This window comes from Rhizobium sp. G21, assembly GCF_014158035.1.
GTDB lineage: Bacteria > Pseudomonadota > Alphaproteobacteria > Rhizobiales > Rhizobiaceae > Rhizobium_E.
Genome location: NZ_JACFXW010000001.1, coordinates 2,147,458 through 2,162,861, shown reverse-complemented (window position 1 = coordinate 2,162,861; position 15,404 = coordinate 2,147,458). Strand labels below are relative to the sequence as shown.

The 15,404-nt window shown below is 62.2% G+C and carries 10 protein-coding genes and 2 pseudogenes; 10 read left to right on the top strand and 2 right to left on the bottom strand.

All coding sequences use genetic code 11. From position 1 onward, the window contains the following. Positions 1-36 precede the first annotated feature (36 nt). Positions 37-915 carry a GNAT family N-acetyltransferase gene (locus tag H2O14_RS11005; protein WP_182827688.1) on the top strand — a complete coding sequence of 293 codons (879 nt, stop codon included), beginning with the start codon at positions 37-39 and terminating at the stop codon, positions 913-915. Here H2O14_RS11005 and H2O14_RS11000 read toward each other — a convergent pair. Then, positions 882-1,199 carry a hypothetical protein gene (locus H2O14_RS11000; protein ID WP_182827687.1) on the bottom strand — a complete coding sequence of 106 codons (318 nt, stop codon included), beginning with the start codon at positions 1,197-1,199 and terminating at the stop codon, positions 882-884. The genes H2O14_RS11005 and H2O14_RS11000 overlap by 34 nt on opposite strands. A 101-nt stretch (positions 1,200-1,300) precedes the next feature. On the opposite strand from H2O14_RS11000, the gene H2O14_RS10995 reads away from it, so the two are divergent. After that, on the top strand, positions 1,301-2,227 hold the full coding sequence (locus H2O14_RS10995) for a LysR substrate-binding domain-containing protein (protein ID WP_182827686.1): 927 nt from the start codon (positions 1,301-1,303) through the stop codon (positions 2,225-2,227). On the opposite strand, the pseudogene H2O14_RS10990 reads toward H2O14_RS10995, so the two are convergent. Beyond that, positions 2,209-4,492, bottom strand: a pseudogene (locus H2O14_RS10990) (NADP-dependent malic enzyme). The gene H2O14_RS10995 and the pseudogene H2O14_RS10990 sit on opposite strands and share 19 nt — an antisense overlap. Before the next feature lie 128 nt (positions 4,493-4,620). Here H2O14_RS10990 and mutS point away from each other — a divergent pair. The 8 genes and pseudogenes from mutS (at position 4,621) to H2O14_RS10950 (ending at position 15,309) form a co-directional block, all read left to right on the top strand. Beyond that, positions 4,621-7,334: pseudogene (gene mutS / locus H2O14_RS10985) on the top strand (DNA mismatch repair protein MutS). A gap of 1,058 nt (positions 7,335-8,392) precedes the next feature. Further along, the gene (locus tag H2O14_RS10980) at positions 8,393-8,965 is read left to right on the top strand and encodes a hypothetical protein (protein WP_182827685.1); all 573 of its coding nucleotides are present in this window, start codon (positions 8,393-8,395) and stop codon (positions 8,963-8,965) included. Then, the gene (locus H2O14_RS10975; protein WP_182827684.1) at positions 8,962-9,615 is read left to right on the top strand and encodes a hypothetical protein; all 654 of its coding nucleotides are present in this window, start codon (positions 8,962-8,964) and stop codon (positions 9,613-9,615) included. The genes H2O14_RS10980 and H2O14_RS10975 overlap by 4 nt, the downstream gene beginning before the upstream one ends. A gap of 422 nt (positions 9,616-10,037) precedes the next feature. Next, positions 10,038-10,607: a hypothetical protein gene (locus H2O14_RS10970; RefSeq protein WP_182827683.1), complete on the top strand. Its 570-nt coding sequence runs from the start codon at positions 10,038-10,040 to the stop codon at positions 10,605-10,607. 395 nt (positions 10,608-11,002) lie between these two features. Further along, entirely contained in the window at positions 11,003-11,920 is a 918-nt protein-coding gene (locus H2O14_RS10965) for a hypothetical protein (RefSeq protein WP_182827682.1), read from the top strand. 502 nt (positions 11,921-12,422) lie between these two features. Continuing rightward, positions 12,423-12,908, top strand: a complete 486-nt coding sequence (locus H2O14_RS10960; protein WP_182827681.1) for a hypothetical protein — start codon at positions 12,423-12,425, stop codon at positions 12,906-12,908. After that, positions 12,908-14,509: a hypothetical protein gene (locus tag H2O14_RS10955; RefSeq protein WP_182827680.1), complete on the top strand. Its 1,602-nt coding sequence runs from the start codon at positions 12,908-12,910 to the stop codon at positions 14,507-14,509. Before H2O14_RS10960 ends, H2O14_RS10955 begins: the two co-directional genes overlap by 1 nt. Continuing rightward, positions 14,503-15,309: a hypothetical protein gene (locus H2O14_RS10950; protein WP_182827679.1), complete on the top strand. Its 807-nt coding sequence runs from the start codon at positions 14,503-14,505 to the stop codon at positions 15,307-15,309. The genes H2O14_RS10955 and H2O14_RS10950 overlap by 7 nt, the downstream gene beginning before the upstream one ends. Positions 15,310-15,404: the final 95 nt, after the last annotated feature.

Genomic DNA, 15,404 nt, shown 5'->3' with positions numbered 1-15,404 from the left:
TTATAGAGCTGCATCTTGACGTGAAGGATGCATGCCATGACCGCGGAGCTCTTACAGATCAATTCCGACATCGCGCCGCCGCTCGATCCTTCGTCGTCTTTGTTTTCGGCCCGCGAGCCCGCGCTCGGTCGCATCGGCGCGCTGGAAACCCGTCTCGCCGTCTCCCGTCGCGAGATCGAGGCGGCGCAGACCATCCGCTACAAGATCTTCGTCGAGGAAATGGGCGCCAAACTGCCGCCGCAGGCTATGCGTCTCGGCCGCGACATCGACTCTTTCGACGAGATCTGCGACCACCTGATCGTGCTCGACACGTCCATCGACGGCGAGAGCCATGAGCAGATCGTCGCGACTTACCGCATTCTCCGTCATGACGTCGCTTTGGCCAATGACGGCTTCTATTCCGCCTCCGAGTTCGAGATCGCGCCGTTCCTGGCCCGCCATCCCGGCAAGAAATTCATGGAGCTCGGCCGCTCCTGCGTGCTGCCCGCCTACCGCACCAAGCGCACGGTGGAGCTGCTCTGGCAGGGCAACTGGGCTTACGCGCTGAAGCATGGCCTCGAAGTCATGTTCGGCTGCGGCTCCTTCCCGGGCCGCTATCCGGAACTGCATGCGCTGGCTTTGTCTTTCCTTCATCACAACAATCTCGCCAGGGACGAATGGGCCGTTCGCGCCCTGCCGCAGCATCACCGCCATATGGACCTGATGCCGCCGGAAGCCGTCAACGCCAAGCGCGCGCTGATGGCGATGCCGCCGCTGATCAAGGGCTACCTGCGCCTCGGCGCCATGGTCGGCGAGGGCGCCGTGGTCGATCACGATTTCGGCACCACCGATGTGCTGATCGTCTTGCCGGTGGAGAGCATTTCGAGCCGCTATCTCAACTATTACGGCGCCGACGCGCAGCGTTTTGCCTGCTGAACATCCACCCCTTCCTTCGGCAGGCCCGGGGCCGGACTGGCCGTTCGCTCCGGCATTTTCTTCAGCCTCTCCGGCGCTCGCGTCGGGGAGGTTTCTTTTTGGTCCGGCCATCGCGTGAACGGCAGGTCCGCGAGCTCGCGCGCGCTCATATGAAGAAAGACCGGGTCGAGAAACGGATCCTTCGCTTGGTCCTCGGTTTCTATCAACCACGCCGCGGCGCGTGAAAGCGCTTGTCCCAGCGCGCCGGGAGCTATCAGGCGCGTCTTTTCTTTCGTATCGATCATCACGTCATCCTCCGTCTGGCTTCGGCGAGATGATTTAGATATTCTCCTCCACGGTCTTCGTTTCAATGCAGCTCTTCAGGCTGTCGTTTTAGGTTTCCTATATGCGCAATCTCAACTTGGTTCATTTGAACGGTCTGAGGGCGCTCGAAGCGGTCGGCCGCACCGGCTCGCTTCTTGCCGCCGCCGACGAACTGGGCGTGACCCCGGGAGCGATCAGCCAGCAGATCGCCAAGGCCGAGGCGCAACTCGGCAAGCAGATCTTCGAGCGCCGCCCCAAGGGCCTTGCGCTCACCGAAGCGGGACGCGCCGCCGTGCCCAGGCTCACCCAGGGCTTCGGGCTCCTCTCCGACGCGGTCGCCTCCATCCGCGGCGACAACGACCGCACGCTGACGATTTCGGTCGCGCCCGTCTTCGCCGCACGCTGGCTGGTGCGTCGGCTCGACGGCTTCTTCCGCCTGCATCCCGATATCGACATCCGCATCGACGCCACCAGCCGGCTCGTCGACCCCGCCGCCTCCGACATCGATCTCGCCATCCGAGTCGGCCGCGGCGACTGGCCGGGCGTCGAGGCGGAGCTGCTGCTGGAACAGGAGATATTCCCGGTCCTCGCCCCGGCGCTTGCGACCCAACTCAAGGAGCCGCGCGATCTTCTCGCCGTGCCCACCGTGATCGACAGCCAGGCCATGTTCGGCTGGAATGTCTGGCTCGACGCCGTCGGCCTGCATGGCGAGGCCATCACGCCGCGTCACCGGCTCAACGAAGCCTCGCTCTGTCTCGATGCGGTCATCTCGGGGCAGGGCGTGATGCTGGGCTGGCAGACGCTCACCGTCGACGCCATTCTCGGCGGCTGCCTCTCCGTTCCCTTTCCCACTCGCGCCCGCACCGGTTTCGCCCATTATATCGTCACCGCGAAAGGCGGGCGGGAAAGTGCGAAAGCGAAAGCCTTCAAAGCCTGGCTCAAGGCGGAACTCGCCGAGAGCATGGCGGCGCTGGACGCCGCCATCGGCCCTCACGAGCCGGCGTTATAGGCGGCGATCGCGGCCATGTTGACGATATCGGTGTCTTTGGCGCCCATCGAGACGATCTGCACCGATTTGTCGAGTCCGACCAGCAGCGGTCCGATCACGGTCGAGCCGCCGAGTTCCTGCAGCATCTTGGTGGAGATCGAAGCCGAGTGGAAGGCCGGCATCACCAGCACGTTGGCCGGTCCCGAGAGACGGCAGAACGGGTACTGCTCCATCAGCTTGGGGTTCAGCGCGACATCGGCGGCCATTTCGCCGTCGAACTCGAAATCGACGCGACGCTTTTCCAGAATCTTGACCGCTTCGCGCAACCGTTCCGAACGCTCGCCCTCGGGGTGGCCGAAGGTGGAATAGGCGAGCATCGCCACCCGCGGCTCATAGCCCAGTCTCCGGGCGAGCCCCGCCGCTTCCTCGGCGATGTCGGCCAGTTCTTCCGACGACGGCATGTCGTGGACGGCGGTGTCGGCCACCAGCACATTGCGGCCCTTGCAGAGCGCGAGCGACGCGCCGATGACACGGTGTCCGGGCTTAGCGTCGATGCAGCGCCTGACGTCTTCCAGCGCGGTCGAATAGTTTCGGGTCATGCCGGTGACCATGGCGTCGGCGTCGCCGAGCGCCACCATGCAGGCGGCGAAATGGTTGCGGTCGGTGTTGATCAGCCGCTGGGCGTCGCGATGCAGATAACCCTTCCGCTGCAGCCGCGCATAGAGATAATCGATATAGGCTTCGCGGCGGGTGGAGGTGCGGGCGTTGATCAGCTCGATGCCGGGCCGGGCGAGATCGATGCCGGCGCGTTCGGCGTTAGCCTGGATCACGTCGTCGCGGCCGAGCAGGATGGCGGTGCCGAGCCGCTGGTTCACGTAAGCGATCGCCGCCCGCATCACCTGTTCTTCCTCGGCCTCGGCGAACACCACCCGCTTGGGATGGCGGCGCACCCGCTCATAGATCTGCTGCAGCGTCGAGGCGATCGGGTCGCGGCGGCTGTTGAGCGCCCGGGCATAGGCGTCGAAATCGGTGATCGGCTTGCGCGCCACGCCCGTATCCATCGCCGCCTGCGCCACCGCCACCGGGATCGAAGAGATCAGCCGGGGATCGAACGGCACGGGAATGATGTAATTGGCGCCGAAGCGCGGCCGGTTGCCCTGATAGGCGGCGGCGACATCATCCGGCACGTCTTCCTTGGCGAGATTGGCGAGCGCGCGCACGGCGGCGATCTTCATCGCATCGTTGATGGTGGAGGCGCGCACGTCCAGCGCGCCGCGGAAGATATAGGGAAATCCGAGCACATTGTTGACCTGGTTGGGATAATCCGACCGGCCCGTGGCCATGATCGCGTCGTCGCGGATGCGGGCCACTTCCTCGGGGTGATTTCCGGATCGGGATTGGCCATGGCGAAGATGATCGGATTGTCGGCCATCGAGCGGATCATCTCGGCCGAGAAAGCGCCCTTGGCCGACAGGCCGAGCACCACATCGGCGCCGTCCATCGCCTCGACCAGCGTGCGCCGGTCGGTTTTCACCGCATGCGCCGATTTCCACTGGTTCATGCCTTCGGTGCGGCCCTGATAGACCACGCCCTTGGTGTCGCAGAGGATGATGTTGGCGGGATTGAAGCCGATGGCCTTGATCAGCTCGATGCAGGCGATGGCGGCTGCGCCCGCGCCATTGCAGACGAGTTTGGTGGTCTTGAGGTCGCGACCCGTCAGGTCCAGAGCATTGATGAGGCCTGCGGCGGCGATGATGGCCGTGCCATGCTGGTCGTCATGGAAGACCGGGATGTCCATGAGTTCGCGCAGCCGGCTTTCGATGACGAAACAGTCCGGAGCCTTGATGTCCTCGAGATTGATGCCGCCGAAAGAGGGGCCGAGGAAGCGCACGCAATTGATGAATTCGTCGACATTCTCGGTGTCGATTTCGAGATCGATCGAATCGACGTCGGCGAAGCGTTTGAACAACACCGCCTTGCCTTCCATTACCGGCTTCGAGGCCAGCGCGCCGAGATTGCCGAGGCCGAGGATCGCGGTGCCGTTGGAGATGACCGCCACCATATTGCCCCGCGAGGTGTAATCATAAGCGGTGGCCGGATCTTCGGCGATGGCCTTCACCGGTTCGGCAACCCCTGGAGAGTAAGCGAGCGACAGATCGCCTGCGTCGCCATCGGCTTGGTCGGCGTCACCTCCAGCTTGCCCGGTCGCCCCTGCGAATGGAAATCCAGCGCTTCCTGCCGCGTCACTGTGGGCAGGGTGCGGTCGCGCTTGGTCTCTGTCGGCATCAAGTTCCTCCCTCAAGGCTTCTGTGGGCCCGTCCCGTTTCGGGCGCGGCCCTTATTGTGTTTGGTCGCAATCCGTCTAGTGTCTTGGCTTTATCAGCCACCACTTCTCCTTTGTCAAAAAGAACAGCATGACGATTACCGACGCGCTCACGGTCGCCCAGCTCGCCTCGGAGGAAAGCCGACTTTCCGCCACGCCGATGATGGAGCAGTTCATCGAGATCAAGGCCGCCAATCCCGACAGCCTGCTGTTCTACCGCATGGGCGATTTCTACGAATTGTTCTTCGAGGATGCGCTGGAAGCCTCGCGCGCGCTGGGGATTACCCTGACCAGGCGCGGCCAGCATCTCGGCCAGGATATTCCGATGTGCGGCGTGCCCGTGCACGCCGCCGACGATTATCTGCAGAAGCTGATCGGCTTCGGCTATCGCGTCGCCGTCTGCGAGCAGATCGAGGATCCCGCCGAGGCCAAGAAGCGCGGCGGAAAGTCGGTGGTGCGCCGCGACGTGATCCGGCTGGTGACGCCGGGCACGATCACCGAGGAGAAGCTGCTCAATCCCGGCGACAGCAACTATCTGATGGCGCTCGCCCGCATCAAGGGCGGCGACCGGCCCGTCTATGCGCTGGCCTGGATCGACATTTCCACCGGCGTCTTCCGCGTCGCCGAAAGCGAATTGCAGCGGCTGCTCGCCGATATCCTGCGCATCGATCCCAAGGAGCTGATCGTTTCGGACCAGATGTTCCACGATGTCGACCTGCGCGGCGTCTTCGACGTGCTGGGACGGGTCGTCAGCCCGCAGCCTTCGGTGCTGTTCGACAGCGCCACGGCCGAGAGCCGCATCGCCCGCTATTTCAATGTCGGCACGCTCGACGGGTTCGGCGGCTTCACCCGCGCCGAACTCGCCGCCGGCGCCGCGGCTATCGCCTATGTCGAAAAGACCCAGATCGCCGAGCGGCCGCCGCTCGGCCGGCCCGAGCGCGAAAGCACCGCCTCCACCCTGTTCATCGACCCGCCACCCGCGCTAATCTCGAACTCGCCCGCACCCTGTCCGGTTCGCGCGAGGGATCGCTGGTCAAGGCCATCGACCGCACCGTGACCGGCGGCGGGACGCGGCTTCTGACCGAGCGGCTGATGTCGCCTCTGACCAAGCCCGAGATCATCAATGCGCGGCTCGACGCCGTCGGCTTCTTCCTCGACGAGGCGCGGCTGCGAGACGAGATCCGCGGCGAGCTGCGGCGCGCGCCCGACATGCCGCGCGCCTTGTCGCGGCTGGCGCTCGACCGGGGCGGCCCGCGCGATCTCGCCGCCATTCTCGCAGGCCTCGCCGCCGCTCGCGGCGCCGCGTCGCTTCTCGCAGGCCATGCGTTGCCGGCAGAGCTCGACCAGGCGGTGACGGCGCTCGGCGGCGTTCCCTTCGCGCTCGAGGATCTGCTCGCCGGCCTGCTGGCCGAGGACCTGCCGCTCTTGAAGCGCGACGGCGGCTTCGTCCGCGACGGCGCGATCCCCGAACTCGACGAACTCCGCGAACTCCGCGACCAGTCGCGCCGGGTGATCGCCGGGCTGCAGGCCTCCTATTCCGAAGAGACCGGCGTCAAATCGCTCAAGATCAAGCATAACAATGTCCTCGGCTACTTCATCGAGATGACCACGGGCACGTCGGGCGCGCTGACCGAGACGCCCGAACGCCGCGCCCGCTTCATCCATCGCCAGACCACCGCCAACGCCATGCGCTTCACCACGGTCGAACTCTCCGACCTCGAAAGCCGCATCGCCAACGCCGCGGAGAAGGCCCTGGCGATCGAGCTTGCCGCCTATGATCGCATGGTCAGAGCGGTGGTGGACGCAGCAGAGCCGATCAAGGCGGCTGCGAACGCGCTCTCCGTCCTCGACGTCTCCGCAAGCCTGGCGGCGCTTGCCGACGAGCAGGCCTATTGCCGGCCGCATGTCGACGACAGCATCGATTTCTGCATTCGCGGCGGCCGCCATCCGGTGGTCGAACAGGCGCTGAAAAAGGCGCAAGGACCGGCCTTCGTCGCCAATCACTGCGATCTGTCGCCGCTTTCGGGCCAGAAGAACGGCGGCGTCTGGCTGCTGACCGGCCCGAATATGGGCGGTAAATCGACCTTCCTGCGCCAGAACGCGTTGATCGCCATTTTGGCCCAGATGGGCTCCTACGTGCCGGCGGAAGAGGCGCGCATCGGCGTGGTCGACAGGCTGTTCTCCCGCGTCGGCGCCTCCGACGATCTGGCGCGCGGCCGCTCCACCTTCATGGTGGAAATGGTCGAGACGGCGGCGATCCTCAATCAGGCGACGCCGCGCTCGCTGGTGATCCTCGACGAGATCGGCCGGGGCACCTCGACCTTCGACGGTCTGTCGATCGCCTGGGCGGCGGTCGAGCATCTGCACGAGGTCAATCGCTGCCGCTCGCTCTTCGCCACCCATTTCCACGAAATGACCGTGCTGTCGGAAAAGCTCGCCCGGCTCGCCAATGTCACAATGCGCGTCAAGGAATGGCATGGCGACGTGGTCTTCCTGCACGAAGTCGGCCCCGGCGCCGCCGACCGCTCCTACGGCATCCAGGTGGCGCGTCTGGCCGGCCTGCCCGATTCGGTGGTGGCCCGGGCGCGCGAGGTGCTGACGCTGCTGGAGGACGCCGACCGCAAGAACCCGGCGACCACGCTGATCGACGACCTGCCTCTGTTCCAGGCGGCCGTCAGGCGCGACGAGCCCAAGGCGCAAAAGGCCTCCGAGGTCGAGGCGGCGCTGAAGGCGATCAATCCCGACGACATGACCCCGCGCGAGGCGCTGGAGGCGCTCTATGCGCTGAAGAAGCAGTTGGGGTGAGGGCAGGGGCGGCGGACGCGCCAAATCGCTCCGCCGCGTTATGCCGCCCGAAGTTCCGCCTCATCCTCTCGCTTCGCCCATACGGGCTCGGCCGGGGCGCGAAGAACGCCTCGTTTAATTTAGTTTTAATATGACGCTCGTCGCGCCCCGCATTCGGCGGTTTGTGCCTCGAACTTGACGCTCGTCGCCGCAGGTCGAGCCTGCGGGTAATCCGCCTCTAAAGCGGGCCTTACTATGACGTCCCTTGCGAGACGCCACTCTGGGGGACGCTTTCACGCCCAGGTCCCCAGTTTTCGGGGGTCGTCGTTTCTCGAAGCCCCGGAGAAAGAGGGTTCACGTCGTCCCTCTTCCCCAGCGCCGGCCCCACCTCGCCGCGACGCCTCGCGGTGTAGCCGATGATGGGACGAGACGAGGATAAGGGGCGTGGGGTGGTGGGGGATGAAAATATTTTCGAGAGGGTGTTTTTTGGAGAAGACCCTCCCCCACCCCTCCCACAGGGGAGGGGCTTAACCTGGGGCTGCCGCCGGCGTCCACAGTTCAGCCTAGCGGAGGAGAGGTCGCTTGGGTTTTGGAGGGTGAGGCGGCGCAAGCCCCTCCCCCTTGTGGGGAGGGGTTGGGGAGGGGTTTCCCTCCACTCCGCCGTCATCCTCGGCCTTGTGCCGAGGATCTGAGCCTTCAACAATATCAATACGTTGCAGATGCTCGGGACAAGCCCGAGCATGACGGCGGAGAGGTTGGAAGGATAACGTCGAGGAGCGGCGAGACGAACGCAAAAGTCTGAAGATGCGTTGCCATTCGTGAAGCCGGAAAAGCATCGTGGTCACCAGGTCGGCGAGCGAAGACGAGCTGCGGCGAGCGCTATCGAGATCACGAAAACGGAGAAAGTGGCGCACCCGAAGAGATTCGAACTCTAAGGGGACCTCCGCAAAGCATTGAAACCACTAGGCATTAATCCTGGCTTGGTCTCATTTCCATAGCACCTAACCATAACGTTCGCAAGCGGGTGCTTACATATGTCAGTAAAGACTAACTCACGATTTATCACTCCAGAACTAGCGATGACCGACCCAGTGTCGGCTTTCACCAAGCTTCCTAGCTGGGCGACGACCTGGGCACCGCTGGAAGGGGCGCACCCAGATGGCGGCATCTCACCGTCAGTCACCGTTGTCTTGGGGAAGCGTTACCGCAAGGCCGTCGTCCTATCCTCCATGCAGCTAGCTCTCCTCATCCACTCCACCCTGCTAGGGCACTCCATAGCCACGCACAGCAACAACGCCGTGCCCATGCCTGAGGTCTACGCGACGTTCACCTTCCGAGATGCGCCTCAGGACAATCTGGCGCTTCACTGGCTGTTTGGGGAGGTGGAGATCGACCAGAGCACAGAGTCGCTTCGAGCGGTCGCAGACCTCCGAGCATCTAACTTGGCGCGGATCGGAAAGGCGGGCATCGAGGCGGAGACCCTAGCGCTGTTCCGGCGTCATGTCCTGAGGCTGCTGGCCGAACGCGAACTCGGCGGCACACTGCCCTGGGGCTTCTCCGGCGCAGACTACAAGAGCAACTTCGAGGCGCTGCTATGGGCAGTGGAGTGTGAGCAGAAGGCGGCGCTACTTGTCGAGGGGAGGGGCAAGTGAGGCACATCTCGTTTCGGTCATACCCCCTCATCACGCCCGCTCTGATCGCCTCCGGCGAGTTCCCCTCGCGTCAAATCATCATGCCCACCTATGTCCGGCGCTGGGTCACCATCACTGAGGAGGGAGGAGCGCCAGAGTTTGGCATCGTGATAGGCAAGCGGGGGCCAGAAGGCAGCACCACGGAAAAGCGCAGCAACTTTAAGCTCACCGCGCCGCAATTCGCCGCCATGTTGGAACTGACGCGCTACGGACACTCGGTCATCGCTGACCCCTATCGGGATGGAAACACCTACAGCTTCCGCCTCGGTACGAACGACGCCGAGCCCGCAGACCTGAAGACGAAACGCGCATATGCGGGCCAGCCACTCGCACGTCGCACGAGGGGCTACTTCACGCACTGGGCCAGTCACGTCCTCCTGAAGTTTGACGTTTACGAGAAACGCATGGTGCCGCTGCATTCGGTTTGGCAGGCAGGCGAGGCGAGGGAGAAGGCGATGACTTACGCGGAGTGGAACGCCTCAAGGAAGGGGAGACACGGTGACGAGCTTCTGGATTACGTTAGCAACCTCCGCGCATTGCTCATTTCTCAAGACGCCCAGCAAGGCGGTGATTGCATTTATTCCCACGGTATCGAACAAGGGGCAGATTGATGAAGGTGCTTTACGTCGTCATGATCATCTTCAGCGACCCTGAGGGTGCGGTCGTAATTCCAGAGCGCTTCCCCAGCAGGGAGGCGTGCATAATGTCCTTCAATGCCGCCACAGAATCCGGCTTAGGGAATACAGAATGGGGACGGAACCTCATTGGAATTGGGAGCCGCGCCATGTGTCTTCCAATCTATGGCGAAGGAATTCGGCAGTAATTGGCGTCCTATCGAACATGTCTTCCAATTTACGGAGAAAGGCTTGATTTGGGCGGGGCTCACCTCAGCCGCCTGCGTCTTCAATTCCCTTTGTATCGAACAAAGGCGAGATTCCACTGCCTTCTTCGGTTGTGTTGATGGTAGGGTTACACTCGCTCCATATCCAATCAGTAACGGGTTTCAATCACCCTTCACCCCACGAGGTCCCTCATGACGGACGGCCCAAAGCCCCAGCTCCACGTCTACCTTCGCGTGGAAACTCTCCAGACATCCTTTATCGCGCCCCAAGGTTCGTTCCTCATGGCCGCAGGTGTCGCAATCGCAGAGCGGTCGGATGATCGGCCGCATCACGTCTTCACCATGTTTGGCTTAGCGCCGACGCAGGACTGGATGCGGATGGGCGGACTGGCTGAGGCCATCAGGCTCTATGACCAGCCAGAAACCGACATCTTGATCTCGTCCTCGGGGATGCCGCAACTGGCTACCATAGTCGGACAGGACGGAATCAAGAACGCCAAGAAGCAGGAGCGCTACGTCGGCCACGAATGGGTGAAGGACCTCAAGTCCGCCATCACGTCTTCGCCTCGACGCTGGCGTCAAGTTCAGCCGGTGCCTGCCTACAAACAGAACGCGGAAGGCGTGGCGCTGCGAGCCGCAAGGGTCGGCATAGAGGCGGCCAAAAGGCATCACTTGCTTCCACACCCGATCTCACCTTTCCGAGAGTCTGGGGCAAAATCAGGCTCCCTGAGTTGGAGGGCGCTGAATACTGGAAGACGCTAAAGAAGGAGGAGGATGCGGCGAATGCAAGAGACCGATCACGAGGGCAGTGACCCGCTCTCGCCTACACCCTTCTTCGATCCATGGCTTGTAAGTCGGAACAGGTTAGCACCCCTAGCCGAGGATATTGCGGCAAGCATTGAGCGAAAGGCGAAAAGCTTCACCCGCAGGGACGCCGTGGTCAGGCGTCAGGCCGTGGTGTCAGGCGTGATGTCTAACATCCTCGATGCCCGCACCCGTCCGACCAGAGAAGTCAATAAACGTATCGCGGTCCCAACCTCCCGCCTCCCCATCACCCGATACGACAACCCCACGTTCCCCGCAGGCAACTTGCAGAAACCCTCCAGGCGCTAGAGCATGAGGGCCTCATCATCAAGCATCCGGCGATCTACAAGCGGATGACCACGGAGATTGAGCCTACTCCTACGCTGATCGAAATGTTCAACGCCGAGGGCGTTTCTGCGCTGGACATCGGGCGATACGCGGGGGCCGAACCCATCTGGCTTACAGCGCGTACGGGAAAGCGGAACCTTCCGGGGCTACCTGAGAATAAGGTTCTGGTGCCTTATGCCGATACCGAGCAGACCAACGCCCTGCGTGATCAGATGGACAGCATCAACGCCTTCCTTAATGACGCGGACTTGCGGTTCAACGGGCAGGGTCTCGCTCCCGTATCCCTTCGCCGTACTTTTACTCTGAGACGGACCTCCGACCCCCACGCTTTCAACCTTAACGGCCGCCTGTTCAATGGGTGGTGGATGAACATCAGGAAGGATCAGCGGCATCTCATCGCCGTGCAGGGGGAGCCTGTTGCCGATTTCGATTTCTCGGGAATGTTTGTACGTCTAGCCTACTGCAAGGTCGGCCGACCTCTTCCGGCAGAGATTGACCCATATGCCATTCCTGGCCTGGAGGGCCACCGCGCCGCCGCCAAGCTCGCGTTCCTTTCCCTTCTTGGCCGCACGGGCACAATGCGTAGGATCGGCCCAGAGCTGCGGGAGTTACTGCCAGAGGGGTGGAATGCGCGGAGGGTGAGTGAGACCTTCGCCCATCATCATCGTCCTATAGCGCATCTCTTTGGGAGGGATTGCGGCATCGAGTTGATGCACCTGGAAAGCACTATCCTCACCGCCGTTCTCACTAGGTTAAACGCAGCGGGGGCGGCGGGCTTGCCAATGCACGACGGGCTCCTCACGCCTCACTCGAAGGGCGGCCTCGCGGCAGACATCATGGCCGCCTGCTCTAAGGAAGTGCTCGGAGTGGCACTCCCTGTAGTCGAGAAGCCGATCATACGGCAGATTACGACGCGCCCCTGAAACAACTGGATACCAAGGGGGAAGGAGTAAGGGGAAGACCTCTAGTATCTCAGGTCTACATCTTCTCCATCATCATCGGACTTGGCGGTACCTCTGCGTTTAGTGCTCAAGGTCTCCACCTACATGCCGGACGAAGAGGGAAGGGGATGAGGTGCTGCCCATCATCTTCATCACAGACCTCATGTCCCCAACCCCAAGTCTCCCCCAAGCCTCCACAAGTCACCTGACGCCTCCCTCATGCCTCCGCCGCCGCACCGCCTATCCTGCGGTAGGAGCCTGAGGTTTGAACATTAGGTCGCCTTCACGGCCACACTAAGCACTAACCCTCTGCCGCTTGTCACGCCGACCCCCGAGCAGAAGCTTTGTGGGGCGAGATGGAGATGAGTGTGTCTCCCGCCTGCGCAGCAGAGCCCAGCAATCCCTGAAGCCACGCCGCCAGCCTCCCGCTGCGGACAACCTCGCGCGCCCTAGCGCCTCTCCGCCATTAAGAAGGATCAACACCATGACGACTACCGAAATTGCCTTGTCAACCGGCAGCGCCGACACCACGCTCATTCTCGACAGAGTTGAATTTTCAGTTACTCCCGCACAACTCACCCTATTAGACCTCCTAAAAAGCATCGGGGCGGAAATCGAACTCCGTATCTGGCCCGTGCAGCGGCAGGAGGGCCTACTGCCTGCGATTACCCTGGGCGACATCAGGTTTGACCTAATCGATTTACTTTGCGCCCCTGCGACCCGTGCCGCCATCGAGTTTCATGGAGTGTCCGGGCATCGCGATTACCGGCCACAGACTCTTTCTATCTTTGGCGTGGGGTCCCCAGCGCCAGAGACAATTCACTGCCTTCTCGTAGCGGTTAAAAAAGCGACCAGCAGTCACTTACCTGCGGAAGAGCAAGGTAGCGTGATGGAGCTAGTAGAGGCCGCTTTGAGTGTTATCGCAGCAGAACGCGAAGCGGCACGTCAGGCGCAGGGAGGTGGCCGGTAATGGTCAAACTTCCTGACAACCATCCAGCGGATAAGCAGCAGCCGGTCTACACCCTGTCCAGTCTCATCGGAGGCGTCTCAGAGCAGTCCCCTCAGGATCGCCCCAGCCACTTCATGGAAGACCAGCAGAACTGCGTGAACTCGCCGCTCAATGGTGTCCATGCCCGTCCTGGCGGCCTGGTACTGGGATCGGCTAGCTACGACTTCTCGGACCCATTCGTCCATGAGATCAGGCGCTCCTCCTCTGAGCACTACAAGGTGTTGATCGAGGATGGGGAGATGATCATCATCAACCTCATCACCGGGACGGTTTGCTCCAAGCGTGGGTTCGCAAAGCGCTCAGCCTACTTCAAGCATGTCGGTCCGGCCCGCACCGCGTTTGACGCTGTGACCGTGGACGACACGACCTTCATCGTGAACCGCCAGAAGACGGTCAAGATGTCAGCCGATACGTCGCCCAAGCGGCCTAACCGAGGTATTTTCTATTTCAGGTCCGGCAGCTACAGTACGACCTACAAGTGCATCCTCAAGGTGGCGGGCGTCACCTATATCACTCAGTATGAGACGCCAGACAACTCGGACTCGGGAAATGCGGCCTATATCGCTACTAACACGCTAGCCGCAGAGTTTCGTGACAAGTTCAACGCGGCGAAGGTAACCTACGCCCCTGCGCTGGACAGCTTCAGCTTTACAGTCAGTGGTTCCAACGTTGTCGTTACTTGCTCAAATATCGACACGTACTTCGAGTTGGACTCTGTAGACGGACAGGGCGACACCCAGCTTATTGCGTTCCGTGAGTGGGTGGACAAGTTCTCGGACCTGCCGCAGCGGGCTCCAAACGGCTACGTGGTCGGCATCAGAGGCTCAAAGCAAGACCAGCGGGACGACTACTGGGTTCGCTTCGACGGCCCCGAGATCACAGGCTCATGGGAAGAAGTCGTCAAGCCGAACATCAAGTTCAAGCTTGATCCAGACACGATGCCGCACCTCCTGAAGAACGTTGGGAAGAACTCCTTCTCCATCGACAGGGCCGTCTGGTCCAACCGGATCAGCGGCGATGGGGTGAACTCCTCTAAGACCCCGAACTTCGTGAACAGGCGCATCCGCTCCATCAACTTCATCTCTGGGCGCTTGGCGTTGAACACCGAGGGGACCTTCGCGCTGTCCACGGCGAGGAACCCTTACTGCTTCTTCCCAGACTCCGCCCAGACGCGCCTCGCCACGGACCCCATCATCTTCGATATTCAGTCGGGCACGGTGACGGTCATCAGGTCCAGCGTGGCGGCGAGCGGTAAGCTGTTCTTCTGGGGCGACGGCAACCAGCTCCGCCTCGATAGCGGCGACAGCGCCCTCAGTGAGGAGACGGCTGACGTTATCCCCTCGACTAACTACGACTATGACGGCCGGTGTCGTCCTATCGCCTACGGCATGTCCAGCGTGATCTTCGGCACCAAGGTGGGCGACGGTTCCGTCCTCACGGAGGTGCTCTACCGCAGTGGAAACCCAGTGGGGAAATCCCGCTCAACGAACACTGCCCGCGTTACATCAGAGGGACCCTGCGTCAAATCCTGCCGAACAACGCGGCGAAGACAACCGTGGTGATCACCACCAACGACACCACCATCTTCGTCTACCGTTGGTTCAATCAGGGCGAAAACCGCCTCCAGTCCTCCTGGAACAAGTGGACCTTCAACGGGGCCGACAAGGTGGTCACAGGAGCGGTTAACGACGGCAACCTTTACCTCCTCATCCAGATCGGCTCGAAGCTGGTCACCGAGCGTTTCCCCCTCGATCCGGCAGACCCGAAGTTCCGGGACATCCGGCTTGACCACCGCGTCGATCAGACGGGGGCCACCTTCAACTCCAGCCATCTGGCGACCCTAGACCTGCCCTACACGGTGCCAAGCGATCTGCGCGGTGACTACGTTGCGATTGAGGATGATGAGCCGTCAGACGGCGAAGTCCGGGGCAGGAAGCTCAAGGTCGCCTGGGTGGACGGCAACACCATCCGGGTCCAGTGCCGAGCGGGCCACCACAAGTTCTACTTCGGGGCTAAGAACACGGCGGCGATGCGGCTGAGTCCGCTCTATATCCAGCAGGACGGCCAGACGCTCCTTCCAGACCACATCCTCATCAAGAAGCTCCGCGTCTCCCATGCGGAAACCTCCGAGTACAAGGTTCAGGTCAAGAACCCACGCGGCGAGCTGCTCAGTGAGTTTCGCTACGACGGACGTAAGGCCATCTCTGCGGACATCAACAATCGTCAGCCCAAGCAGTATGGCGAGGCGGACTTCCCCATCCATCAGCGGGCGGAGGAATGCACCATCACCCTCGTCAACGACACCGTCTACCCCTCGCGTTGGGTCCAGGCGGCCTACCACTATGAGGCAACACTGAGGTGATCCCGCACCACTGCGCTGGTCGTGTCGTCGCTTCAGCTTTCCATTACGTCCCACCATGAGAACTCGCTCGGCGTCTGCGCCGGGTGAAAGCGCCG